The 23,028-nt window shown below is 64.5% G+C and carries 22 protein-coding genes; 8 read left to right on the top strand and 14 right to left on the bottom strand.

What is annotated here, in order from left to right; genetic code table 11:
• The first annotated feature begins 8 nt into the window (after positions 1-8).
• Both U0S50_RS13970 and U0S50_RS13975 read left to right on the top strand, forming a co-directional pair.
• Positions 9-911 carry an RcnB family protein gene (locus U0S50_RS13970; protein WP_322309377.1) on the top strand — a complete coding sequence of 301 codons (903 nt, stop codon included), beginning with the start codon at positions 9-11 and terminating at the stop codon, positions 909-911.
• Between the two features lie 119 nt (positions 912-1,030).
• A complete protein-coding gene (locus U0S50_RS13975) occupies positions 1,031-2,305 on the top strand; it encodes an amidohydrolase family protein (protein WP_322309378.1) in 1,275 nt (424 codons plus the stop codon).
• A 15-nt stretch (positions 2,306-2,320) separates the two neighbouring features.
• Here U0S50_RS13975 and U0S50_RS13980 read toward each other — a convergent pair whose 3' ends face one another.
• The gene (locus U0S50_RS13980; protein WP_322309379.1) at positions 2,321-4,909 is read right to left on the bottom strand and encodes an EAL domain-containing protein; all 2,589 of its coding nucleotides are present in this window, start codon (positions 4,907-4,909) and stop codon (positions 2,321-2,323) included.
• A gap of 204 nt (positions 4,910-5,113) precedes the next feature.
• Between U0S50_RS13980 and U0S50_RS13985 the strand changes: the two genes are divergently transcribed.
• Positions 5,114-6,145, top strand: a complete 1,032-nt coding sequence (locus U0S50_RS13985) for a fatty acid desaturase family protein (protein ID WP_322309380.1) — start codon at positions 5,114-5,116, stop codon at positions 6,143-6,145.
• A gap of 3 nt (positions 6,146-6,148) precedes the next feature.
• On the opposite strand, the gene U0S50_RS13990 is transcribed toward U0S50_RS13985, so the two are convergent.
• The 3 genes from U0S50_RS13990 to U0S50_RS14000 are packed head-to-tail and all read right to left on the bottom strand — an operon-like array spanning position 6,149 to position 8,663.
• Positions 6,149-6,631: an asparaginase domain-containing protein gene (locus U0S50_RS13990; protein WP_322309452.1), complete on the bottom strand. Its 483-nt coding sequence runs from the start codon at positions 6,629-6,631 to the stop codon at positions 6,149-6,151.
• Positions 6,631-7,050: a hypothetical protein gene (locus tag U0S50_RS13995; RefSeq protein ID WP_322309381.1), complete on the bottom strand. Its 420-nt coding sequence runs from the start codon at positions 7,048-7,050 to the stop codon at positions 6,631-6,633. The genes U0S50_RS13990 and U0S50_RS13995 overlap by 1 nt, the downstream gene beginning before the upstream one ends.
• Positions 7,044-8,663: a lysine--tRNA ligase gene (locus U0S50_RS14000; protein WP_322309382.1), complete on the bottom strand. Its 1,620-nt coding sequence runs from the start codon at positions 8,661-8,663 to the stop codon at positions 7,044-7,046. The genes U0S50_RS13995 and U0S50_RS14000 overlap by 7 nt, the downstream gene beginning before the upstream one ends.
• Positions 8,664-9,002: 339 nt before the next feature.
• On the opposite strand from U0S50_RS14000, the gene U0S50_RS14005 reads away from it, so the two are divergent.
• The 3 genes from U0S50_RS14005 (at position 9,003) to U0S50_RS14015 (ending at position 12,899) form a co-directional block, all read left to right on the top strand.
• Positions 9,003-9,371: a PilZ domain-containing protein gene (locus U0S50_RS14005; RefSeq protein WP_322309383.1), complete on the top strand. Its 369-nt coding sequence runs from the start codon at positions 9,003-9,005 to the stop codon at positions 9,369-9,371.
• Between the two features lie 148 nt (positions 9,372-9,519).
• A complete protein-coding gene (locus tag U0S50_RS14010; RefSeq protein WP_322309384.1) occupies positions 9,520-12,270 on the top strand; it encodes an ATP-dependent DNA helicase in 2,751 nt (916 codons plus the stop codon).
• 83 nt (positions 12,271-12,353) lie between these two features.
• Complete coding sequence (locus tag U0S50_RS14015) at positions 12,354-12,899, top strand: histidine phosphatase family protein (RefSeq protein ID WP_322309385.1); 546 nt, start codon at positions 12,354-12,356, stop codon at positions 12,897-12,899.
• Here the strand turns inward: U0S50_RS14015 and U0S50_RS14020 are convergent.
• Complete coding sequence (locus U0S50_RS14020; protein WP_322309386.1) at positions 12,896-13,504, bottom strand: helix-turn-helix domain-containing protein; 609 nt, start codon at positions 13,502-13,504, stop codon at positions 12,896-12,898. The two genes, U0S50_RS14015 and U0S50_RS14020, sit on opposite strands and share 4 nt — an antisense overlap.
• A 94-nt stretch (positions 13,505-13,598) precedes the next feature.
• On the opposite strand from U0S50_RS14020, the gene U0S50_RS14025 reads away from it, so the two are divergent.
• Positions 13,599-14,207, top strand: coding sequence for an NAD(P)H-dependent oxidoreductase (locus U0S50_RS14025; protein ID WP_322309387.1), 609 nt, complete (start codon positions 13,599-13,601; stop codon positions 14,205-14,207).
• A 9-nt stretch (positions 14,208-14,216) separates the two neighbouring features.
• Here the strand turns inward: U0S50_RS14025 and U0S50_RS14030 are convergent, their stop codons facing one another.
• The 5 genes from U0S50_RS14030 to rpmF form a co-directional block, all read right to left on the bottom strand.
• The gene (locus tag U0S50_RS14030; protein WP_322309388.1) at positions 14,217-14,552 is read right to left on the bottom strand and encodes a MerR family transcriptional regulator; all 336 of its coding nucleotides are present in this window, start codon (positions 14,550-14,552) and stop codon (positions 14,217-14,219) included.
• Positions 14,553-14,615: 63 nt separating this feature from the next.
• A complete protein-coding gene (locus tag U0S50_RS14035) occupies positions 14,616-14,909 on the bottom strand; it encodes an integration host factor subunit alpha (RefSeq protein WP_322309389.1) in 294 nt (97 codons plus the stop codon).
• A gap of 184 nt (positions 14,910-15,093) precedes the next feature.
• Entirely contained in the window at positions 15,094-16,059 is a 966-nt protein-coding gene (locus U0S50_RS14040) for a beta-ketoacyl-ACP synthase III (protein WP_322309390.1), read from the bottom strand.
• On the bottom strand, positions 16,056-17,090 hold the full coding sequence (gene plsX, locus U0S50_RS14045) for a phosphate acyltransferase PlsX (protein WP_322309391.1): 1,035 nt from the start codon (positions 17,088-17,090) through the stop codon (positions 16,056-16,058). The genes U0S50_RS14040 and plsX overlap by 4 nt, the downstream gene beginning before the upstream one ends.
• A 34-nt stretch (positions 17,091-17,124) precedes the next feature.
• Positions 17,125-17,304 (bottom strand): 50S ribosomal protein L32, encoded by a 180-nt coding sequence (gene rpmF / locus U0S50_RS14050; RefSeq protein ID WP_011541714.1) that lies wholly within the window; start codon positions 17,302-17,304, stop codon positions 17,125-17,127.
• Between the two features lie 319 nt (positions 17,305-17,623).
• Here rpmF and U0S50_RS14055 point away from each other — a divergent pair, with 319 nt between their 5' ends.
• Positions 17,624-18,064, top strand: a complete 441-nt coding sequence (locus tag U0S50_RS14055; protein ID WP_322309392.1) for an MAPEG family protein — start codon at positions 17,624-17,626, stop codon at positions 18,062-18,064.
• 40 nt (positions 18,065-18,104) lie between these two features.
• Here the strand turns inward: U0S50_RS14055 and U0S50_RS14060 are convergent, their stop codons facing one another.
• From U0S50_RS14060 to U0S50_RS14075, 4 genes are all read right to left on the bottom strand, one after another.
• The gene (locus U0S50_RS14060; protein ID WP_322309393.1) at positions 18,105-19,352 is read right to left on the bottom strand and encodes a glycosyltransferase; all 1,248 of its coding nucleotides are present in this window, start codon (positions 19,350-19,352) and stop codon (positions 18,105-18,107) included.
• A 39-nt stretch (positions 19,353-19,391) separates the two neighbouring features.
• On the bottom strand, positions 19,392-20,054 hold the full coding sequence (locus tag U0S50_RS14065; protein ID WP_322309394.1) for an MBL fold metallo-hydrolase: 663 nt from the start codon (positions 20,052-20,054) through the stop codon (positions 19,392-19,394).
• Between the two features lie 66 nt (positions 20,055-20,120).
• A complete protein-coding gene (locus U0S50_RS14070) occupies positions 20,121-20,849 on the bottom strand; it encodes a rhodanese-related sulfurtransferase (protein WP_322309395.1) in 729 nt (242 codons plus the stop codon).
• Between the two features lie 81 nt (positions 20,850-20,930).
• Positions 20,931-22,937, bottom strand: a complete 2,007-nt coding sequence (locus tag U0S50_RS14075; RefSeq protein ID WP_322309396.1) for a GMC family oxidoreductase N-terminal domain-containing protein — start codon at positions 22,935-22,937, stop codon at positions 20,931-20,933.
• Positions 22,938-23,028: the final 91 nt, after the last annotated feature.

A 23,028-nucleotide genomic window follows, 5' to 3' on the forward strand; every position in this document is an offset into this window, starting at 1 on the left:
CAGGCGCAATGAAGACGGTATTTGGAGGGTTGCTGGTCGCCGCGACGATGTTGACGCCGCTGGCCTCCGCTGCCGCACAGTCGAGCGGCGAGCGCATCCAGATCGCCCAGCGGGGCGAACGCGACGACCGCAGGCCGCGCGGCCCGGACGTTCGCCGCGATCATAGCCGCGGCGAAGCCCACAGCGACCGCGTCCGCACACCCCGGACAGAGACACAACGCGAACCGCGCGCCGATCGGCGCAACTGGCAGGACCGGAGCGAACGGACCGATCGTTCCGCCGAGCGCCAGCGCACCGCCGACGCGCAGCGCGAACGTTGGCAGCGACAACGCGGGGACGACCAATCGCGTCGCGGCGGCTATGATCGAAATGATCGAAATGATCGAAACGACCGGCAGTGGGACCGCAACCGGGACGGCCGCACGGATCGGCAGTGGGATCGCGACCGCGATGGCCGCGTCGACCGCCGCTATGACCGGAACCGCGACGGGAGCCTGGATCGCCGCTGGGATCGCAACGACAATGGTCGGGTCGATCGGCGCTATGATCGCAATCGCGACGGGTATGTCGACCGCCGGTATCGCGACAACCGCCGCTATGACAATTGGAACCGCCACTGGCGCGACGATCGCCGCTATGACTGGCGCGACTATCGGGCGCGGCACCGCGACTATTACCGCCTGCCCCGCTATTACGCCCCCTATCGCAACCATCGCTATACGCGGTTCAGCATCGGTTTCACGCTGGGCTCGCTCTTTTATGGTCAGCGCTACTGGATCAACGACCCGTGGTACTACCGCCTGCCGCCAGCGTATGGCGACTATCGCTGGGTGCGCTATTATGACGATGCGCTGCTCGTCGATGTCTATTCAGGCCGCGTCGTCGACGTGATCCACGATTTCTTCTGGTAATATTCCTTTCGGTTACCGGAAGTTCAACTGGAGGGCCGGTGCTTTGCCGGCCCTCTTTTTATGCCCTTGCCCTTCCCCTGCCAGCTTGGCACCATGGCGCTGACAACAGGGGAGAAATCATGCGCAAACTGAGCTTGCTCGCCGCCGCGGCGACATCGTTCTTGCTGACCACCACAGCCAGTGCGGGAACGACCGTCATCTATGCCGCGCGGATCATTACCGACCCGGCGAAACCTCCCCAGGGCCCATCGACCGTCATCGTCACCGACAACCGCATCTCCGCGGTCACACCGGGCCGCTCGCCAGCCCCCGATGGTGCAGAGGTGATCGATCTGGGCGACAAGACACTGCTCCCCGGCCTGATCGACCTGCACGTTCACCTGACCGGCGATCCGGGGGGCGATTATCGCAATGCGGCGGTGGAGCCCAATGAGTGGGGCGTCGTTGTCGGCGTAAAAAACGCCCGCATCACCCTGCGCGCGGGTTTCACCACCGTCCGCGAAGCCGGTTCGGGCCAGTACACCGCCTATTCGCTCCGTCGCGGAACCGATGAAGGCGTGATCGAAGGGCCGCGGATCATTGCCGCAGGCCCAGCCTTGTCGATCGTCGGTGGCCATGGCGATGTCACCGGCTTTCGTGAGGATATTCATGATGTTCTTGATGACGGCTATACCTGCACCGGGCCCGTCGAATGCGCCGAAAAGGTGCGCAAGGCGTCACGCGCCGGCGCGAATGTCATCAAGATCACCGCAACCGGCGGCGTCCTGTCGCAGCAGGGGCGCGGGCTGGAGGGGCATTTCACGACGCCCGAACTTCAAAGCATCGCCGATACCGCCCATTCGCTGGGCCTGAAAGTGATGGCGCACGCCCATGGCGCCCGAGGCATCGAGGCGGCCGCCGCCGCAGGGATCGACACCATCGACCATGGCACCTTTGCCGACGACACTGCGCTGAAGGTGATGAAGGCGAAGGGAAGCTATCTGGTGCCCACGCTGATGGCATTCGAAGGCATTCGCGAACGGCTGGGCAAAGGCATCTATACACCGACGGTCGAAGAAAAGGTCCGTATGACCATGGGCCATGTCGGCCAGGCCGTAACGCGCGCCAAGGCGATGGGGGTTCCCGTCGCCTTTGGCACCGATGCCGGCGTTTTTGAACATGGCCGCAACGCCGGGGAATTCGCGCTGCTGGTCAAGGCGGGGCTGACCCCGCGCGAGGCGCTGGCGAGCGCCACGACGGTCGCTGCCGCCGCGCTGTCGATGGAAAGCGAGATCGGGCGTATCGCGCCCGGCATGTCGGCCGACATGATCGCCGTTTCGGGCGATCCATTGGCGGACATCACGGCGCTGGAAAAAGTCGACTGGGTCATGGCGCGCGGCCGGATCGCCGATTGATCCCGGCTGCGTCGTTCAGGCCGCGCGGTCGATACGGGGCCGCGCGGCCGGAATGCGCCCTGTCCCCGGCACGCCGATCAGCGTGTCGATATCGACCGCTTCTAGAAACTCGACGCCAACGCGGTTTTCGGTCGACCAACGCGCTTCAGCTTCGATCACCAAGCCCGGCGCGAACTCCAGCCGCAGATCGGTCCCCATCGGAACATTCCACAACCCTTCGATCAGCGCGCCGCGCGACGCGACATTGCGGACGATCGCTTCATACTCATGTCCGCCGCTGGCAATCCGAATCGTACGAAACGTCGTGCGTCGCGGTTCGCGCGCGCTTTTGAACCCGCGCGCGGTTACATGGCCGCCGCCCCGATCCAGCAGCGCCAGAATTTCTTCGAGCGCCATCGGCTTGCCATAAATATAGCCTTGGACATGGCTGCATCCCAGCTCGCGGATCAGTGCAAGATCGTCGTGAGTTTCGACCCCTTCGGCCGTGGTTTCCATGTTCAGTGCGCTAGCCAAGCCGACGATCGACGAGATGATCGCGGCGTTCATGCTGTCGCGGTCGGCCGCCCCCAGAACGAAGCTTTGGTCGATCTTGATCTTGTCGAACGGCGCCTTCTTCAGATAGCCGAGCGCCGAATAACCTGTCCCGAAATCGTCGAGCGCCAGCCGCACGCCGGTCCGCTTGAGTTTTTGGAACATCGCCAGATTTTCGGGACTTTCATCAAGGAAAATGCCCTCGGTAATCTCCAGTTCCAACTGATCGGGCCGGATGCCCGCCGACGAAACGGCGTTCAGGATGATCGCGGGCAGCTTTTCATTGGCGAATTGGCGCGGCGACACATTGATTGCGACGCGATAATCGGACCCAAGCTGGGCAATCGTCGCACAGGCGGTCCGGATGATCCATTCGCCGATTGGCACGATCAGCTTTGATTCTTCCGCGATCGGAATGAATTTGGTGGGGCTGATCACTTCGTCAGCGCCGCGACGCCAGCGAATGAGCGCCTCGAAACCCGTGACGCGCTCGCTCTTTACATCGACAATCGGCTGATAAAGCAGCTGCAGTTCGTCGCGCGCGAGCGCGTCGCGCAGCGAATCCTCGATCGCCTTTCGCTCGCTCGCCTGATTGTGCATCGCATCGGCATAGAAGCGATAGACCCCGCGCCCGGCGTCCTTGGCGGCGTAAAGCGCGAGGTCGGCGTTGCGGATCAGCGCCGAAGGCGCGACCCCCTGCCCCTCCGACACCGCGATACCGATCGACGATCCGATGCGCACCTGTTCGCCATCGATAGCGAAGGGCTTGGCAAGGCTGAGGATGAGCGCGTTGGCGATCCCGGCCAGCGCTTCGGGCTGGATAATCTGAGGCAGCACGATCTGGAATTCATCGCCGCCGAGGCGTCCGACCTGCCCCTTGTCGCCGACCGTCTGGGTCAGGCGGCCCGCGACCTGTTGCAGCAACTGATCGCCCGCCGGATGCCCCATCGTGTCGTTGACCGCCTTGAAGCGGTCGAGGTCCATCAGCAGCAATGCGCACGGCTGCGGCTGGCCGATATGGTTTTTGAGCGCGCGGTCGAGCAGGTCATTGATGTGCAGGCGGTTCGCCAAGCCCGTCAGCGTGTCATAGCGGGCAAGTTGATTGATCTCGCGTTCCGAGCGTTTCTTGTCGGTCAGATCGGTGCCGCTGCCGCGGAACCCCTGAAAATGCCCGAACTCGTTCCCGATCGGATGGCCCGATATCGACCACCATCGCTCTTCACCCTGTACGGCCGCCTGGACGTTCAAATCCTTGAAAGGCGTACGCGAGGAAAGACTGAACCCCAAGGTCCGCTCTTCGCTCTCGTCGCGGCCGATCCGCTTGCGAATGATATCGGTAAAGGGGCGTCCCATGATCTCGTTCAGCGGACGGCCCAGCCGCCCCGCCACGGTCGACGAAATATAGACCAGATTTCCGTTGCGGTCGGTTTCCCAGAACCAGCCCCGCCCCGCCTGTTCGAAATCGCGTACCAGATTGTGGGCGCGTTCCTGTTCAGCGATCGCCTGCGCGCTGGCGCGCGTCGCGCGGCGCTGGTGCCGCATGTCTTCGCGCGTCATGACGATCAGCATCCCGAGGAACACCACCCCCGCGACCGCGAACGGCCAGGAGGCGACCCCGATCGCTCCGCCAAAGGCGGTCGCCCCAGCAACAGCGAAAAGGGCCGGTCGCATGATCGCCGACGCCGACACGGCGACCAGGATCGACCCGACCTGAATCGCGACAAAAGCATCGAAAAATCGATGGTCGTGCGAATGCGCGACGCCCGAGAACAGACCGGCGGAATGCAGCAAGGTGCCGGCGGCGACAAGCGCCATGGCCAGCACCGCCATCTGTCGCACCCGGCGCGGCGACCATCCCCGATCAGCGCGGCTGGCCTGCCCGATCACCGTCAGCACCAAATCGCACGCGAGGCCCGCCGCCATCACCAACCATTCGGCCGGTCGATCGAAGAATCCGGCAAGCCCCGGCGCAAAGGCGAAAACAAGGAAGGCCAGAACCCGCGCGACGAGCACATAATGCCAAAGCTGGGCGACACGCAGCAAGCGGCGCACCAGTGTGGGCGAATCGAACAATGATTCCCCTTCGGCCAGTTCCATGCTCACCGGCCCGACAATGCGGCTTCGAACCCCCAACGCGCTTCCTAACCCTTTGGTCCTGGGGGCTTCACTGTCGGACTTGGGTTTCCAAATCCTTACCAGAGGCCCGATTATCGCAGCCCACCTGTCCCAAAAACGGAAGTACTTTCGTTGCCCTTTGCAACTTGATAAGCTTGCGCCATGCCCGCCGTCCGTCTCCTGCCGCCGAACCGCTTTTTCGATCATCCGGAATGGTCGGCTTTAACCCGGGTTTCGTCCTGGCGCGGAATCTGGCTTGTCGCGCATGCCTGGATGGTCAGTGTCGCAGCGGTAAGCCTTGCCGCCTGGATGCAGAATCCGCTCGGCTGGCTGCTCGCCATCATTCTGGTCGGCGGACGTCAGCTGGGGCTGGCCATATTGATGCACGATGCCGCCCACGGCGCGCTGCATCCGAGCCGGAAAATCAACAATTTCATGGGACAGTGGCTGACCGGAGCCGCGGTCGGTTCCGATTTGATCGCCTATCGCACCTATCATCTGCGGCATCATAAATTCACCCAGCAGGCCGAAGACCCCGACCTGTCGCTGTCGAAACCCTTTCCAACCAGCCGCGCCAGCCTGCGCCGCAAGATGCTGCGCGATCTGACCGGGCAGACCTTTTTCAAGCAGCGCATGGCGCAATTCGCCTTTGCCCTTGCCGGGCTAAAAGCCATGCTGCGCGGCCAAGAGGCGCAGAGGGGCAGTGCGAGCACCAAGGCCGGGACGCCGTTCAACAAGCAATCCGACGACGGCATGACGTCACCGACGATCGACATTGCGGGGGCGATGGCGGTGACCCGCGCGGTGGGCCGCTTTCTGATCGTCCAAGCGTTGCTGCTCGGCCTGTCGCTCGCGCTTTATGGCTGGACGCCCTATCTTCTCTGGCTGGCGGGGCTCGCGACGACCTTCCAGCTATATCTGCGTATCCGTAACATCGCCGAACATGCCTGCACCACGACGGGCAGCGAGGATCCCTTCACCCATGCGCGCACGACCCATGCCAACTGGATCGAGCGGGCGACGGTGGCGCCCTATTGGGTCAATTATCATGCCGAGCACCACCTGTTCATGGCGGTGCCCTGTTACCGCCTGCCCGCGGTCCATGCCGCGCTGGGCCGCGCCGGCAAGCATCCGGCAATGACGATCGCCCCCGGCTATGCCGCGGTGCTGCGCCAGGTTACGCGCCAGGCCTGACCATCAGCCCTGCCGGACGAAGCGCGCGCCCGCACGATCCTTTACCGTTGTCGCCGGATCAAAGATCATCCCGTTCATCGCGACATAGACGCCGGGTGGCAGCGTCTGCACTGCCGCGAGCGCGAAACCGACGTTGAATTCAGCGTCGCTCGCGCGCACCGAAGCGGGCTGCATTGCCCCCGTCATCACGATCGTCTTTCCCGCGATCGACTGAAGCACTCGTCCCGTCTGGACCATGGTGTCGGTGCCGTGGGTGACAAGGATATGCGCCGCATCACTCGCCGCCACCGCCGCGCGGATCGCCTCGCGGTCGGCATCGTCCAGTTCCAGGCTGTCCTTGCGCATCAGCTGGGTGACGCGGTGCGGGACATGGACATTGTTTTCGCGCAGCATGTCGGGAATCGCCGCCGGGCCGATCTGAAACTCGCTGAGCGCGTCGAAATAGACCTTGTCGATCGTGCCGCCGGTGGTGAAGATTTCGATCATCACCCGGCTTCCACCTCGATCCACTGCGACTTGACCCAGCCCCAGGAACAGGGACCAAGATAGTCGCGATCGGCGGACACCGGCGTGCTGACCCCGCAATCGGTGCCGGGTTCGAGCGAATAGACGATGCCGACCATGTCGCCCGCTTCATTGCTGTCGCAAAGCCAAACCTTCGTGCCGCCGGGAAGATGGTCAACCGCATCGAGATCGGTGCTGTCCCCCGGGAACACCATCACGGCCCCCTCGGACCATTGATCGGCGACCTTGCCGACCGAGCAGGGGTCGAGATCGTCCATCGCGCGCAGCGTCACCGGACGATTGCCGCCCGCATATTGCGGCTGGGCCATCAGCGGCACGGCCAGCGGTCCGGCGACACAGAGCAACGCCGCGGCCGCCGCCATTTTATGCGTCTTCAACATTGCAAAGCCTCCGCAATCAGACGGCGCGTATTGTCGATACCAAATAAGGCGATGAAGCTGCCCATGCGCGGACCGGCGCTCGACCCGAGCAGCGTTTCGTACAAAGCCTTGAACCAATCGCGCAGATTTTCAAAACCATAGGCTTCGTTCTTGCCGATCTCGTAAACGATGTTCTGGATGTCGTCGGCAGCCGCATCGGCGGGCAGAGCGGCGAGCCGCGTATCGAGATCGCGCAGCGCCGCGACCTCGCCGCCCTGCGGCTTGCGGCGCTTGAGTGTCGGGGCGACATAGTCGCGATTATAGGCCATCGCATTGTCGATGAGGCCGTCGAGTTCGGGATAGGCCGCGGCATCGGCGCCCGCGACATATTGGCCTAGATAGCGCCAGATCTGGTCCTTTGACGCATCGGCGCCCATCACCCCCACAAGGTTGAGCAGCAGGCCGAAGGTCACCGGCAATTCGGTCGTCGGCACCGCCTGCCCGCGCGCCGCGTGGACATGATGCACCGGATTGCCGAGCTTCTTCTCCGCTTCCTGCGCCGGGTAATTGCCGCGCATCTGGAGATATTCGTCGATCGCCTTGGGCACGACGCCGATATGGAGCTGTTTCGCGGCCTTGGGCTCGCGATAGGCGAAGAAGGCAAGGCTTTCCTCGCTGCCATAGGTCAGCCATTGCTCCATCGACAGGCCATTGCCCTTCGACTTTGAAATCTTCTCGCCCTTTTCGTCGAGGAACATTTCATAGATCAGCCCCTCGGGCTTGCGCCCGCCGAGCGCCTTGGCGATCCTGCCCGACTGGACCCCGCTGTCGGTCAGATCCTTGCCATACATTTCATAATCGACGCCGAGCGCGACCCAGCGCATCGCCCAGTCAACCTTCCACTGCAGCTTGGCCCCGCCGCCGAAGATGCAATGGGTGATCGTCTCGCCCTCATCCTCGAACGACACCAGCCCCGCATCGGCATCGACGACAGTGACCGGAACCTGCAGGACGATGCCCGATTTCGGGCTGACCGGCAGGATCGGCGAATAGGTCGCGGCGCGTTCGGCGCGCAGCGTCGGCAACATGATGTCGAGGATATCCTGATTGTGGCGCAGCACATTGGCGAGCGCGCCGTCGAACGCGCCCGAGCTGTAGCGTTCGGTCGAGCTGACAAATTCATAATCGAAGCCGAACCGGTCGAGAAATTCACGCAGCATCGCATTGTTGTGATCAGCGAAACTTTCATATTTGCCGAAGGGATCGGGGATCGCGGTCAGCGGCCGCCCCAGATATTCGCGCAGCATGTCGCCGTTGGGGACATTGTCGGGCACCTTGCGCAGCCCGTCCATATCGTCGCTGAACGCCACCAGCCGCGTCGCCGCGGGGGTGCCGTTCGCATCGGCGGTCAGCGTTTCATAGGCGCGGCGCACCATCGTCGTGCGCAGCACTTCGTTGAAGGTGCCGATGTGCGGCAGCCCCGACGGGCCATAGCCGGTTTCGAACAGCACCGGCGCGCCGTCGGGCTTTCCACCCGGATAGCGTTTAATGAGCTTGCGCGCTTCCTCGAACGGCCAGGCCTTGGACGTTTGCGCGGGTTCGCGCAGCGAAGGGTGAAGGTGCAAGTCAGTCATGAGGCGCACATAGCGGCAAGCGCGGTCGATGGAAAGAAGCACGGAAAACCGCCTAACTTTACTCGCGATTCACGCCCGCAACGCCGATGCCACGCGGACAAGGCCACAATAGTCCGGTACGAAGGCGGCCACGCCGGTGCCGTTGCCACCCTTGCGGCTTTCAGCGCGGCTGTGGGCAGTGCAGCCTTGGCCGATTGTCTTGGGCGCAGATGATTCGCGATGGGCATCGACCCATTGGGATCACCCACCGACAATTTAGGAAAGGCCGAACGGCCTGCTTTTTCTGGCAAGCAATCATGGTTACCGGAAATTTACCATCAGCGGCATAGCATCCGATTCATGACCCGTTCGCCCGATCCCCGCCCGCGCCAGCACAAGCGCACGCCCGTCGACATCGAAGTGACCGTCAACGGCGTTCTGAACCTTGTCGAAGGCACGATTTCCGACCTGTCCGAAGGCGGAGCGCGGATCGATGGAGCAAGCATGCCCGCCCGGTCGCGATGCGAAATCCACTATGCGGGCCAGATCGTTTATGCCGTGGTCATGTGGTCCGAATTCGACCGTATGGGCGTCCGCTTCCCCTATGAGCTGACGAGCGGCCCACTGTTCAACGCGCTGGAACGCGCGCGCGGCGCCCTGCCTTCGAGCCCGGCGCAAATTTTCATGCACAGCCGGGCGACCGGATTCGGACGTCGCGGGCTGAGTTAATCGCCCCACCGCGCGCCGAATCCGGGTCTGGCGCCTTGAAAGGGAGCCGTTTCGCGCGCCCGTCCCAGCGGTTCCGCTGTGCCCGCGCCGCAAGACAGTTCTGTCAGCCGCCCTTGCCGCGTTCGCGCTTTGTGCCTAGCGTGGCGCGGTGCTCCCCGATCCCCTCTCCCTGCCCGCGATCCATGCGAGCCACATCGGCATATGGATCGCCGACACCGCAGGCCGCACCACGCGCGTCGGGCGCGGCGAGGCCATGGCCGCCGTCGCGGCGACCCCGCACCTGCTGCTCGGCGCGGCGCTGACCGGCGACCGGCTGGGCTATCCCGAACTGTCGGGGCTCGACCTGCTCGAACTGTTCGCCTTCATCTTCCCCGCGCGCTTTGCCGTACCGACTCCAGCGGGGTTGGCCGCGGCGCTCGCAATCGACGCGCCCGAGACCGAAGCGGACATCGCCGCCTTTCTCCCGCATGCGGCGGCTGCGATGCTCGGCGTCCTCGACGATCCGGCGTGGCCCGAGCGCGAAGGCGCATGGCATGGCTTGCAAGCGCTGGCGCGTCAGCGCTGGCCGTGGGCGCCGCTGATCCAGCCGCGCCTCGGCTCCCCCGGCGCGGCCGACCGCTGGCTGTTCGCGCGCCTGCCCGAATGGGAAGAAGCGCCGCCGCGCCCGCAGCCGCGCACCGTGACGATCAATGCGGAGGATGTCACCGCGCGGCTGGACCGGCTGACCGGCGACGGCGCCGAACGGCGCGCCGGGCAGCGCGATTATGCCAGCGCCGTCGCCGCCATCTTTGCCCCGCGCGAGCGAAAAGACTTGCCGCAGATGCTGGTCGCCGAGGCCGGAACCGGGATCGGCAAGACGCTCGGCTACCTCGCCCCCGCCAAGCAGTGGATCAATCAGTCGGCAGGCAGCGTGTGCATTTCGACCTATACCAAGGCATTGCAGCGCCAGTTGGCACGCGAGACCGAGCGGCTGTATCCCGACCCCGCAACGCACCGCGAAAAGGTGGTGGTGCGCAAGGGGCGCGAGAATTATCTGTGCCTGTTGAACCTGGAAGATGCGCTGCAAGGCGGCTTTTCGGGGCGCGCCGCGATCCTGGCGCAGCTGGTCGCGCGCTGGGCGGCCTATACCCGCGACGGCGACATGATCGGCGGCGATTTGCCCGGCTGGCTGCCCGCGCTGTTTCGTCGCAACGGCACCACCGCGCTGACCGACCGGCGCGGCGAGTGCATCTATGCGGGCTGTCCGCATTTCCGCAAATGCTTCATCGAACGCTCGGCGCGGGCCGCAAGCCAGGCCGAAATCGTGATCGCCAATCATGCGCTGACCATGGTGCAGGCGGCGCGGCCGCGCGACGGCGGCAATACGGCCGCGACCCGGCTGATCTTTGACGAGGGCCATCATCTGTGGGACGCTGCCGATTCGATGTTCGCGGCCGCGCTGACCGGGCAGGAAACGGTCGAAATCCGCCGCTGGGTCATGGGGCCCGAAGGCAAATCGCGTGGGCGGCGGCGCGGCCTCGCCGCGCGGCTCGCCGACGTCGCAAGCTATGACGAAGCGGGAGACAAGGCGATCCAGGCCGCCATCGCCGCCGCCGCCGAATTGCCTGGCGAAGGATGGCTGGGACGGCTCGCCGAAAAGGCCCCCTGGGGCGCGATCGAGCGGCTGCTCGCCGCGGTGCGGGCGATGGTCTATGCCCGCAGCGTCGATCCCAAGAATGCCGACAGCGGCTATGGTCTCGAAACCGAACTCGCCGACCCCGACCCCGAACTGGTGGCCGCAGCGGCCGACGCCAGCGACGCGATCGAGGCGCTGCTGCGCCCGCTGATGGCGCTCGGCAAGCGGCTCGACGCGCTGATCGACGATCCGCCCGACTGGCTCGACGGGCAGGCGCGCGCCCGCGTCGACGGCGCGCGCCACAGCCTGGGCACCCGTATCGACACGCTGGGCGGCTGGCTGTCGCTGCTGGGCCGGGTCGGCGGCCCCGCCGACCCCGATTTCGTCGATTGGCTGGCCGTCGAGCGCTATGATGGGCGCGAGTTCGACTGCGGGCTGCATCGCCACTGGCTCGACCCGGCGCGGCCGGTGGCCGAAGCGGTGTACCGCCCCGCGCAGGGCGTGCTCGTCACCTCGGCGACGCTGCGTGGCGGCGGTCATGGCGCGGGCGACTGGGACGACGCCAACATCCGCACTGGTGCACGGCACATCGATGGCGGGGTGCGGCATTTCGCGGTTGCCAGCCCCTTTGACTATGCCCGCCAGTCGGAGGTGCTGGTCGTCACCGACATCGCGCGCGGCGACCTGGCGGCGCTGGCGGGCGCCTATAGCCGGTTGATCGAGGCGGCGGGCGGCGGCGCACTGGGGCTGTTTAGCGCGATCCGGCGGCTGCGCATCGTCCATGCCCGCATCGCCGACCGGCTGGCGCGCGCCGGGCTGCCGCTGTTTGCCCAGCATGTCGACCCGCTCGACACCGGCACGCTCGTCGATATTTTCCGTGCCGACCCGCACGCCTCGCTGCTCGGCACCGACGCCTTGCGCGACGGGGTCGATGTTCCCGGCGATTCGCTGCGGCTGGTGATCATGGAGGGCGTGCCCTGGCCGCGCCCGACGATCCTGCACGCCGCACGCCGCGCCGCACAGGGCGGCGGGCGCTATGACGACATGGTCATTCGCGCCCGCATCGGCCAGGCGTTCGGGCGGCTGATCCGGCGCGCCGACGATTTCGGCCAGTTCGTCATGCTGTCGCCAAGCGTGCCGTCGCGGCTGTTGACCGCCTTTCCCGACGGCACGCCGATCCGCCGCCTGCCCCTCGACGAGGCGGTGAACCATGTTGCCGCCGCCAATGTCGAGCGACGCCGCGGCGTAAAACCCGCCGACCGCGCGGCACGATTAACCTCCTGACCGTTCAAGCCGCCTTTTCATGGTCATGAGTTTGCGGCACAAGGCAGCCGATTCAGCGACAGCGCGCGGCGCGGGGAGAGATTTTGAAGAGTTTGACCATCCTGCGTCATGCAAAGTCGGGCTGGGACGCGCCGGTCGAACGCGATTTCGACCGCCCGATCAATCCGCGCGGGCGCCGCGGCGCCGAACTGGTCGGCCAATATGCGAAGAGACAGGGATTGAGCATCGACCGCATCATCGCCTCGCCCGCGGTGCGAGTCATCGAAACGCTCGACATTTTTCAACCCGCGGCGGGGCTCGATGCCATCGAACCGCATTGGGACCGGCGCATCTATCTGGCTTCGGCGGCGACGCTGCTCGACGTGATCCGCGAAACCGGGCGCGATGCACGGCATCTGTTGATCGCCGGTCATAATCCGGGGCTGGAAGACCTGATCCTAATGCTCGTTCCCGAAACCCCCGACGACGCGCTGCGCGCGAAGGTCGAGGAAAAGCTGCCGACCGCGGCGCTGGCGCGGCTGGAGATCGATATAGACGACTGGCACGCGATCGATTGGGGACAAGCGCGCTTTACCGCCTTCATCCGCCCCCGCGACCTCGATCCCGCACTGTCGCCGGTGATCGACTAGCTGTCATCGGCCGCCCAGGTCCGCCGGACCATCTGAACAATCGTCCGGTACAGTTCGGCGCGCGCCTCGTCCGCCGACAGATCGCCCGCCGCCGCCGCCCGCGAAAGCGCGTCGGCGCTGCCGAGCATTGCCCATAGCGCCGCAGCCCCCGGCTCCCGATCTCCGGCAAAGGGTGCGAACAGACGCCGACATTTGGCGGTGAACACCCGTTCATGTTCGCGAATGATCGCATTCATTTCCGGCGAGCCCGCCAGCGCTGCGAGGATGCCGGGTATTTCGCGGCCCTGCCGTGCCACGCATTCGACATAGGCGTCGGCCAGCACCTCCGCCTTGGCTTCCAACGTGTCGGCACTCGCGGCGAGCGCGGCATTCATCGTTTCGGCCTGGCGCCGGTCAAAGTCACGAAACAGGGCAGCGAGCAGCCCCTCTCGCGTGCCGAAATGATCATAGACCAAGGGCTTCGTTACCCCGGCCCGCTCGGCAAGCCGCCCCAGCGAGAGCGCATCCGCCCCCTCCTGCCCCAGCATCCGCCAGGCGGTTTCGACAAGTTGACGAAAGCGATCGTCCCGCGACAGGCGGCGACGAGTTTCAGACTTTGCGGGCATGGGCTGGCGGCTTGACATCTTTATATACCATTAGTAACTTACTAAAAGTATATAGATACCTGCCCCTCACCTCAAGCCTATTGGATTTACCGTCATGCACAGCCTGATCATTCTGTCGCATCCCAATCGTTCGTCGCTGACCCATGCCGTGGGCAAGGAAGTCGGCGATGCCATCGCCGCCGCCGCCGCAGGCAATGAGGTGGAGATTGCGGACCTGACCGCCGAAGGGTTCGATCCGCGATTTTCGATGTCCGACATCGAGACCTTTGGCCAGGTCGCGTCCCCGCCCGCGAGCATCCTGGCCGAACAGGCGCGCATCGATCGCGCCGACAGGCTGGTGCTTGTCTATCCGGTCTATTGGTGGTCGATGCCCGCGCTGTTGAAGGGGTGGATCGATCGCGTCTTTGCCAATGGCTGGGCCTATGAGGAGAGCCTCGGCGGCAAGGTGGAAAAGAAGCTGGACCGGCTGGGCGTCCATCTGATCGCGATCGGGGCGACCAACGCCGGCACCTATGCCAAGCATGGCTATTCCGACGCCATGAAGACGCAGATCGAACATGGCATTTTCGATTATTGCGGCGCGCGGGTCCTGTCGTCCGACCTTTTGGCCGTGCTCGATCCGGCGCAAGCCCCAGAGGCACTGGCGGCAGCGCGGCAGATCGGCAATCGAATCGGCAGCCCGGCGCTGCGCGACGCCGCCTGAAAGCCCCGCTCAGCCGAGCGCGGCAGCGAGCCTTTCACGAAGCGCGACCAGCGCATCGACCGGCACCCCGGAAGGCCGGGGCAAAGCCGGGGATGCACGCGGTGCTTCGGCCACAACGGCGGGCGCCCCGTCATCGTTCAGCGCCTTTCGTGCGCCGTCGATCGTATAACCCTGAACATGGAGCAGGTGATGGATGCGCTTCGCCAGCGCGACATCACCCGTTCGATAATAGCGGCGGCGCCCCGAACGCTGAAGCGGCTTCAACTGAGGAAAGCGGGTTTCCCAGTATCGCAGCACATGCGCCGGAACGCCAAGCTCGCTCGCCAATTCCCCGATGGACAGCATGGCGCCAGCGGCCTTGCCCCCCCCATTTGGTTCATCAGCGTCAGACATCAAGAAATTTTCCGGTTACTTGCCAGCAACCCGGGCACGCATCGCCTGGCTGGCCCGAAAGGTCATGACCCGGCGCGGCAGGATCGGCACTTCTATTCCCGTTTTGGGATTACGGCCGATGCGCTGCGCCTTGTCGCGCAGGACGAACGTACCGAAACCGGAGATTTTCACATTCTGCCCATCGGCCAGCGCGTCGGACATATGTTCCAGAATCGATTCGACAATATTCGCCGATTCGTTACGCGACAGGCCAATCTGCTGATTGATCCGTGCCGCAATATCTGCGCGCGTAAGCGTTCCTGCTGTCATGATGTTTCCCTTCCCCCTCCTGAAGTGGATGAACGATCGGGACAGGCCAAGGCCCCCAACCTTCGCGAGTCCCGGATCGCAATGTAACAAAAGCGAATTAATCCGCCAAACTGAAACGGATGGACGGAAGAGTTGATGCGACAGGATTGCCGAGCCGGCACGGGCTCCGTCCCGCAGCGCTTGATCAGACCCGCAGGACGGCCGCACCCCAGGTGAAGCCGCCGCCCATAGCCTCCAGCACCACGAGATCGCCGCGCTTTACCCGTCCGTCGCGGACCGCAAGGTCGAGTGCGAGCGGCACCGACGCCGCCGACGTGTTGGCGTGCTGATCAACGGTCACCACCACCCGGTCGGCCGGAAGGCCGAGCTTCTTCGCCGTCGCGTCGATGATCCGCTTGTTCGCCTGGTGCGGGACAACCCAGTCGATGTCCGCCGCCGACAGGCCGGTGTCGGCCAGAACCTCGCCCAGCACCGACGCCAGATTGGTCACGGCATGGCGAAACACCTCGCGCCCCTGCATCCGGACATGGCCGACCGTACCGGTCGTCGAAGGACCGCCATCGACATAAAGCATGTCGGCATATTGCCCCTCGGCATGAAGGCGCGTCGCCAGAATCCCGCGATCGTCCGCAACCTCTTTTGCCGACAGCACGACCGCCCCGGCCCCGTCGCCGAACAAAACGCAGGTCGTGCGATCTTCCCAGTCGAGAATACGACTGAAGGTTTCCGATCCGATCACCAGCGCATGTTTGGCCGCCCCTGTGCGGAGCATCGAATCGGCGACCGATACCGCATAAAGGAATCCCGAACACACCGCCGCAACGTCAAAGGCGATGCAGTCCGGGGTCCCCAGAAGCGCCTGAACCTTGGTCGCGCTGGCCGGAAAGGTATTGTCGGGAGTCGCCGTGGCGACGATGATCAGCCCGATATCGGCCGGCTGGAGCCCCGCCGCCGCGAGCGCCTCGCGCGCCGCCGCAGCGCCGAGCGTCGCGGTCGTTTCATCAGCCTCGGCAATATGGCGAAAGCGGATGCCGGTGCGCTCGACGATCCATTCATCGCTGGTATCGACCCGGCGGGTCAGTTCTTCATTCGAAACCCGCGTCCGCGGCAGCGCCGACCCGGTACCGGCAAGTATCGCACGCAGCGTCATGCGGCGTCTTCGCGACGGAAATTGGCAAGATCCTCGGTCACTTGGCGCGTAATGTCCTTTTCCACGAGTTCAGCGCACAAATGCACCGCATTGGCCACGCCCTTGGCATCGGCGCTGCCATGGCTCTTGAGCACCACGCCGTTGAGGCCGAGGAACACGGCGCCATTATGATTATTGGGATCGAGATGATGCCGAAGCAATTCGGTCGCGGGGCGCGAAATCAGAAAGCCGATCTTCGAACGCACCGAACTGGTGAAGGCGCGGCGCAGCAGGTCGGTCACGAAACGCGCCGTTCCCTCGATCGTCTTGAGCGCGATATTGCCCGAAAATCCGTCATGGACCACGACATCGACATCGCCGCGCGACAGCTTGTCGCCTTCGATGAAGCCAACGAACTCCATCGGCAGGCCCTCGGCGCCGCGCAGCATCGCCGCGGCATCCCGAATCTCGTCGGTGCCCTTCAACTCTTCGGTGCCGATGTTGAGCAAGGCCACACGCGGCCTCTCCAGCCCCATGGCGGTCCGCGCATAGGCTGCGCCCATCACCGCAAACTGGGTCAGGTTGGTCGCATCGCAATCGGTGTTGGCGCCAAGGTCGAGCATGACGACGTCATTGGCGCCCAGCGAAGGAAGCAGGGCGGCCAGTGCGGGCCGGTCGATGCCCGGCATGGTACGCAAGGCGACCTTTGCCATCGCCATCAGCGCGCCGGTGTTTCCGGCGGACACAGCACCGCCCGCATCGCCGCGCTTTACCGCATCGATCGCGAGCCCCATCGAGCTGTTACGCGCCTTGCGCAACGCCTGGCTCGGCTTGTCCTCACCCGACACGACGACGTCGGTATGGATAATATCCGACGCGGCGCGCAGATTGGGGTGGTTGTCGAGGGCTGCCTTGATCCGCGTCTCGTCGCCGACGAGCAGAAAACGCAGCCCATCGTGCCGGTGGCGGGCCATGGCCGCGCCGGCGCACATCACGCGCACGCCGACGTCACCGCCCATCGCATCGATCGCGATTCGCGGTGTCAGGCTCATGAACATCCCCTCCGGCTAGCCCTCCGGCTAGGGTTTATGCGCCGACCGACACCACTTCACGGCCATTGTAGTGGCCACAAGCGTTGCAAAGATTGTGCGGGCGCTTCAGTTCGCCGCAGTTGGGGCATTCCTGAAAGGCTTCAACCTTCAGGCTGTCGTGGCTACGACGCATGCCGCGCTTTGAGGGCGAGGTTTTTCGCTTGGGGACGGCCATGATATTTCCTGCATTCTCAATTGTTTACACGAATCGGCAAACCCGGATTTGTCGCCCCCCGACTATTCGGAGAATGACTGGCCCGCCCGCCGCGCCGAAGGCTGCCCTGCACTGATATCGCAGGATAATCTTCCGCCGGAAGGTGCCTCAACGCCTGATGGTGTCGGGTGCCGGATCGGGCGCGGCTATAGCGTTTTTGCCCACAAAGGCAAGCCCCGAAGGTCCGCCATACCAAGGCTTGCGGTACGCGCGACGGAATGCCACAGCCTGGGCCGCCGCGCGATCCTGATGCGCGTGCCAAGAAACAAGGGGAAGCGAAATGATCATGTTGCCCGTCAGCCTGACGATAGCCGCCGGTGCGGCCCTGCTGAACATCTGGCTTTCTATGCGCGTCGGGCGCGTCCGGACCAAGGAAAAGATCTTCGTCGGAGACGGCGGCAATGAACTGGTGACGCGGCGGATGCGCGCGCACAGCAATTATGTCGAAAACACCGCCTTTGTGTTGATCCTGATCGCGCTGGTCGAGCTGGGCACGGGATCTTCGCTGTGGCTGTGGGGCGCCGGGGCGCTCTATCTGGTCGGCCGCGTCCTGCACGCCGTCGGCATGGATGGCACGATGTGGGCGCGCTTTGCCGGCACCATCATCACCATGCTGACCCAATTGGGTCTGGCGATTACCGCGCTGGCCGCCGTCTATATGACGCCGACCGAAATCATCGCGACCGAGATCGTCGAAACCGAAACGCCCGCCGCGCAGTAAGCGACGCGCAATTGCGGGAAACGCATCGGGTCGTTCAGAATCACCACCCGCAACCGGCGGCGGCGCGCTCGATATGCTCGACCGCCGCCGTCACACCATCTTCCGCCGCGATTCGCCGGCCGAGAATCGCGGCGCGATCCTTCATTCCCGCATCTCCGGTCGCCGCGAACGCGCCGGCCAAGGCCGCGACATCCAGCCGGTTACGATCGAGCGGCGGCGGCCCGCATCCCAGCGCCGCGACCCGACGCGCCCAAAAAGGCTGGTCCCCCATGAAGGGGCAGATGATCGTCGGCAGCCCCGCCCGCAACGACGCACCGGTCGTCCCCGCTCCGCCGTGATGGAGCGCCGCGCCGACGTGCCGGAACAGCACATCATGCGGCGCCGACGACAGGACATGCACATGCGACGGCACGTCGCCGATCTCCAGCGCGCCGCCGCCGGTCGCAACGATGGCGCGGCGCCCGGCCCTGGCCAGCGCCTCCACCACCACCGCCCCCAGCCGGACGGGATCGACGCCAGGCATACTGCCGAAACCGACATAGATGGGCGGGTCGCCCCGATCCAGGAAATCGCCGAGCCCGGCGGGCATCGTCCAGCCCTTCCCCTCGTCCAGAAACCAATATCCGGTGACGCCGACCGAATCATCCCAGTCCTGCGGCTTTGGCAAGACATGAGGGCTGTAGGCATAGAGCGTGGCAATCGGACCGCTCCCGGCCCGACGCTTGCCGAGGCCGAGCGTGGAAAAGCGCCATTCGCGCAGCATCTTGCGGAACAACAGCTCGCCGCCATGGATCGACAGGCGATGGCTGGCTCGATTGAACGGGCCAAGATTCGCCATCGGCAGCAGCGGGCTGGGAAAGGCCGCCGTCGGCGTGAAGCCGGGAAGCGGCGAGGCCAGAATATGCGGGATGCCAAGGCGCTCCGCCATATGCGGAGAGGCGATCGATTTGGGGTGATGAATGATAAGATCGGGAGAAAAGGCGCGGACCGCGTCCCATTCCGCATCCAGCAGCCGCCCCATCAGCGGCCGCACATGCTTCAAAAGCTTGAAGCCCGCGCTGAAACCCTTTCCCCCGGCAACCGCGGCCTTGCCCTCCGGCGTATCGAGCAGCGCCAGAAACTCGCCCGGCAGCGGGGCGAAGTCGATGCCCGCCGATCCGACAAATTCACCGAACTGTTCGGGACCGGCGATCTGTACCGCGTGCCCCCGCGCGACGAGACCCCGGGCCAGCGCCAGATAGGGTTGGACGTCCCCGCGTGTGCCCAGCGTGGCGATGTTGATACGCATGACGGTCTTCTCCTTCGCGCGCCGATCACCGCCCGGATGTTACCCCACGACCGAATCGCCGACATAGGGATTGGTCCGTCGCTCCTGGGCAAAGCTGCTGTGCGGACCATGCCCCGGCAGGAAGACGGTATCGTCGCCCAAAGGCCATAATTTACCGGTGATCGAATCGAGCAGTTGCTGATGATTGCCGCGCGGAAAGTCGGTGCGACCGATCGAGCCCTGGAACAGCACATCGCCGACAATCGCAAGTTTCGACGGCGCATGATGAAACACCACATGACCCGGCGTGTGCCCCGGGCAGTGGATGACATCGAGGCTGAGATTGCCGACCGTCACCTTGTCGCCGTCGACCAGCCAGCGGTCGGGTTCGAACGCTTCGCCCACCATACCGAAACGCGCGCCGTCCTCTGCAAAGCGTTCGATCCAGAAACGGTCGTCTTCGTGCGGCCCCTCGATGGGAACGCCGAGTTCCTTCGCAAGCATCCCCGCCTGGCCGCAATGATCCATGTGGCCGTGGGTGACGAGAATTTTCTCTACCTCCACCCCCGTCTGGCGCACCGCATCCTTCAGCTTTTCGAGGTCGCCGCCGGGATCGACGAACGCCGCCTTGTTGGTTTCGGTGCACCACAAAAGGGTACAATTCTGCTGAAAGGCGGTGACGGGGACGATGGCGGCCTTGAGCGGCGGATTGGGAGCGTTCATGCCCAGCGATGTGGGGAAAATGCGCCGCCATGGCAAGGGTAAGCATTCCGGGGCGGCTGGCGCAGCCTATGCCTTGTCCCCCACTTCGATCAGGCCGTGGCCGACGCTGACGCGCTCGTCGAAGACAAAGCAACTGCCCTGCCAGCGGCTGTCGGCGGCGGGCACCTGTTCCAGATAGGCGAGGATACCGCCCTTCAGATGGACGACATCGTCGATACCTTCCGCACGCAGGAAGGCGGTCGATTTTTCGCAGCGAATGCCGCCGGTACAGAACATCGCGATCCGCTTTCCAGCAAATTCGCCAGCATGGGCGCGCCACCAGTCGGGAAACTCGCCAAAGCTTTTGGTATGCGGATTGAGCGCGCCATCGAAACTGCCATAGCCGACCTCGAAATCATTGCGGGTGTCGATGACCACCGTATCGGGATCGTCGACCACCGCGTTCCAGTCGGCAGGAGCGACATAAGTGCCCACTTGGCGGGCCGGGTCGATACCCGGCACCTTCATCGTGACGATTTCCTTTTTCAGCCGGACCTTGAGCCGCTGAAAGGGCATGGCGGCGGCCGACGAATATTTGACGTCGAGGTCGGCGCAGCCCGGAAGCGCCCGAATATGTGCGATCACCGCCCCAATCGCCGCTTCGGTGCCAGCGATGGTGCCGTTCACCCCCTCGCGCGCCAGCAGCAATGTCCCCTTCACCCCCCCGGCAGTGCAAAGGTCGTACAGCGGCTGGCGCAGGGCGGCGGGGTCGTCAAAGGGGGCGAAGCGATAGAGGGCGGCAACGGTGAAGGTCATGATGCGCGCGCCCTACACAAATCCGGCCGACATGGCGAGGCACCCGGTTCTCCGCTTGGGCGGATTGGACGCAGGGGCGGATTAGCGGAACGGATCGCCGCGCGCAGTCGCATAGTGGGCCATAGCCATGGTCGTCCACTGGGCATTGACGCGAATGCAGCTTGGGAAAACGCTGGCGTCGGTGACAAGGACATTGGTGGTGCCATGGACGCGGCAGTCGGTATCGACGACGCCATGCTGGGGATTTTCGTGCATCGTATTGCCGCCGTGCGGATGGCTGCTCGACAGCGTCACATCGTCGGCCTCGCGGATCGCGCTTTCGAAAAAGCCGTCGATGTCCATGTCCGGCGTCACGGTCTGCCCCACCGACAGCGCGGGATAGCATTCGATCGCCCCGGCGGCGAAATGCACCTTGGTCAACGTCGCCATCGCGCGGCGCAGCACCGGCAGGTCATCTTCGCGATCGAGCCGGAACTTGAGCTTGCCATTGACGATCTGGCCACGCCGGTCGGCGGGGAACAGGATGCCCGCCGAATGAACGCGCCCGAAATTCTTCATCCGCCCGGCATGGTCGCCGAACCAGCCCGGCATCAGCGAAGCCATCGACATCGGCGGCTGAAAATGGCTTTCGAGCAGGAAATCGCCGCGATCGACATAGCTGGTCATCTGGTCTTCATCCCAGGCATTGCCCCCGGCACCTTCGGGCATCAACGCCACGACCGGCGAAGCGACGTTGAGCGACACCTGATAGCCGGTGCCCGAAATATCGCTGCGATGAAGCAGCTTGGACGATGCGATGGTCCCGGCCGCGACGATCACCCCGACGCGCGCCCGCACCTGTACGCGATTGCCGTCGGGCAACACCAGCCGCACCGCCTCCGCCTCGCGCCGCCCGTCGATCGCGGTCTGCCAGACGATTTCGGCCGCCTTGGTTCCCGGCAGAATCCGCGCGCCATGATCTCGGCAGGCCCAGGGCAGATAGGTTTGCGCCATCCCCATTCGCCGGCCATAGGCACAGCCCGCGTTGCAATAGCCGCAATAGGCACAAGCGTTCGGCGTGTTCGGCGGCCCGAAGTTCTTTGCGAACCAGTCGGCAACCGCGCGCTGATCGCGCGGATCGGTGGAGGTCGCCGCATAGGCGTTCCAGCCGTTGATCAGATGCGGACCATTGTGCCGCCCACTGCGCGGTTCGATCGGCGCGATGCCCAGCCGTTGCTGCACCGCATCATAGGCGGCGTGAAAGTCAGCCGCATCGACCGGTGCGCCGATGCTGGCCCATTTGGCGAGAACGTCGAGCGCATCGGGATGCGTACGCCCGGGTTCGTTGACGCGCAGGCAGATACCGTTGTTGATCGTCGATGAACCGCCGACACAGCGCCCCTGGAAAACCACGAAATCGCGGTTGGTCGAGGTTTGCAGCGCCCCATGCTTGTACAGCCGCGCGATCATGTCGAGTTCGTGATGGCTGATGTCGGGCGACGAATGGAAAGGCCCCGCCTCGACAATCAGCACCCGATATCCCTGGGCCGCGACATTATGCGCCGCAATCGCGCCGCCCGCACCCGATCCGACGACGATCACGTCATATTCGTCGTCGAGCGTCGCACCGTCCAGAATATGGTCCGGATCAATCTCTCGCCCCTCGACCAGCGTGATCGGCATCTCTCCAGCGCCGCGCTGACGAAATTTGGGCAGCGTGAAACCGATCTGGGCGTGCACCGGGTTGGCGACATTTTCGTCCTCGCCGCCCGGTTGCCAATGGCCATAATAGCAGGCGTAGATGATGCCGCGCAGCCGCGCCATGTCCTGGAACAGGTCGATCTGGCTATGCTGGAAACGCGACCGCAGCTTTTCCGCGCGGTCGGCGACGCTGTCCTCGGTGAAAAAGGGCCCACCCAGAACCAGTTCGGTTGCCGTCAGCGACAGGCGGATTTCGTCGAGCTTGGTTCCACCGACTTTTGCGAACAGCGCGCTGACATTGTCGACGACCTGATCGGCCGAAATCACCATGTCAGCGCCATGAAAGAGCGCCTCTGTCAGCGCTTTCAAAAAGCGTTGCTGCCCGAAGTTGAACGGTGCCGTCATCATCCATGCCCCCTGCCCGTGCCGCACGCAAAAAAGCCTGCAAAACTGCGCAACTTCACTCTGGATTCGGTTTTTTTACCGATGTTGATCGCGA

The organism is Sphingopyxis sp., from assembly GCF_034380315.1.
Lineage (GTDB): Bacteria > Pseudomonadota > Alphaproteobacteria > Sphingomonadales > Sphingomonadaceae > Sphingopyxis.

What these genes read in the sequence shown, in the direction of transcription:
- U0S50_RS13970 (WP_322309377.1), top strand. Translation starts at nt 9, where the DNA reads ATGAAGACGGTATTTGGAGGGTTGCTGGTCGCCGCGACGATGTTGACG.
- U0S50_RS13975 (WP_322309378.1), top strand. Translation starts at nt 1,031, where the DNA reads ATGCGCAAACTGAGCTTGCTCGCCGCCGCGGCGACATCGTTCTTGCTG.
- U0S50_RS13985 (WP_322309380.1), top strand. Translation starts at nt 5,114, where the DNA reads ATGCCCGCCGTCCGTCTCCTGCCGCCGAACCGCTTTTTCGATCATCCG.
- U0S50_RS13990 (WP_322309452.1), bottom strand. Translation starts at nt 6,631, where the DNA reads ATGATCGAAATCTTCACCACCGGCGGCACGATCGACAAGGTCTATTTC.
- U0S50_RS13995 (WP_322309381.1), bottom strand. Translation starts at nt 7,050, where the DNA reads ATGTTGAAGACGCATAAAATGGCGGCGGCCGCGGCGTTGCTCTGTGTC.
- U0S50_RS14000 (WP_322309382.1), bottom strand. Translation starts at nt 8,663, where the DNA reads ATGACTGACTTGCACCTTCACCCTTCGCTGCGCGAACCCGCGCAAACG.
- U0S50_RS14005 (WP_322309383.1), top strand. Translation starts at nt 9,003, where the DNA reads ATGACCCGTTCGCCCGATCCCCGCCCGCGCCAGCACAAGCGCACGCCC.
- U0S50_RS14020 (WP_322309386.1), bottom strand. Translation starts at nt 13,504, where the DNA reads ATGCCCGCAAAGTCTGAAACTCGTCGCCGCCTGTCGCGGGACGATCGC.
- U0S50_RS14025 (WP_322309387.1), top strand. Translation starts at nt 13,599, where the DNA reads ATGCACAGCCTGATCATTCTGTCGCATCCCAATCGTTCGTCGCTGACC.
- U0S50_RS14030 (WP_322309388.1), bottom strand. Translation starts at nt 14,552, where the DNA reads ATGCTGTCCATCGGGGAATTGGCGAGCGAGCTTGGCGTTCCGGCGCAT.
- U0S50_RS14035 (WP_322309389.1), bottom strand. Translation starts at nt 14,909, where the DNA reads ATGACAGCAGGAACGCTTACGCGCGCAGATATTGCGGCACGGATCAAT.
- U0S50_RS14040 (WP_322309390.1), bottom strand. Translation starts at nt 16,059, where the DNA reads ATGACGCTGCGTGCGATACTTGCCGGTACCGGGTCGGCGCTGCCGCGG.
- plsX (WP_322309391.1), bottom strand. Translation starts at nt 17,090, where the DNA reads ATGAGCCTGACACCGCGAATCGCGATCGATGCGATGGGCGGTGACGTC.
- rpmF (WP_011541714.1), bottom strand. Translation starts at nt 17,304, where the DNA reads ATGGCCGTCCCCAAGCGAAAAACCTCGCCCTCAAAGCGCGGCATGCGT.
- U0S50_RS14055 (WP_322309392.1), top strand. Translation starts at nt 17,624, where the DNA reads ATGATCATGTTGCCCGTCAGCCTGACGATAGCCGCCGGTGCGGCCCTG.
- U0S50_RS14060 (WP_322309393.1), bottom strand. Translation starts at nt 19,352, where the DNA reads ATGCGTATCAACATCGCCACGCTGGGCACACGCGGGGACGTCCAACCC.
- U0S50_RS14065 (WP_322309394.1), bottom strand. Translation starts at nt 20,054, where the DNA reads ATGAACGCTCCCAATCCGCCGCTCAAGGCCGCCATCGTCCCCGTCACC.
- U0S50_RS14070 (WP_322309395.1), bottom strand. Translation starts at nt 20,849, where the DNA reads ATGACCTTCACCGTTGCCGCCCTCTATCGCTTCGCCCCCTTTGACGAC.
- U0S50_RS14075 (WP_322309396.1), bottom strand. Translation starts at nt 22,937, where the DNA reads ATGATGACGGCACCGTTCAACTTCGGGCAGCAACGCTTTTTGAAAGCG.